Below are 225 nucleotides of genomic sequence, written 5' to 3' on the forward strand. Positions count from 1 at the left end.
TTTGCGTGATTTGCTCAGCTTCTAAAGTATCAATACTATCTGTATTAGTTGTGATGTTTGCAGTATTATCAGCTATAGCAGTGTTTTGCGTGATTTGCTCCGCTTCGATTGCATCAATATCATCAGCGTTTTCTGTGATTTGAGATTGTAATGTTGAGTCATCAAAAGGAGTAACGCTTAAATCGAAGTCATTACCATTAGCAGTAATAGCAACAGAGCCATCAG

Annotated in this window: 1 protein-coding gene; it reads right to left on the bottom strand. The window is 37.3% G+C overall.

Annotated features, from left to right (window positions below; genetic code table 11):
* On the bottom strand, positions 1-225 hold a 225-nt coding region (locus tag V6251_RS15515), incomplete at both ends, for a hypothetical protein (RefSeq protein WP_341589041.1).

The sequence above is a fragment of the Olleya sp. Ti.3.14 genome (assembly GCF_038154885.1).
In the GTDB taxonomy this organism is placed as follows: Bacteria; Bacteroidota; Bacteroidia; order Flavobacteriales; family Flavobacteriaceae; genus Olleya.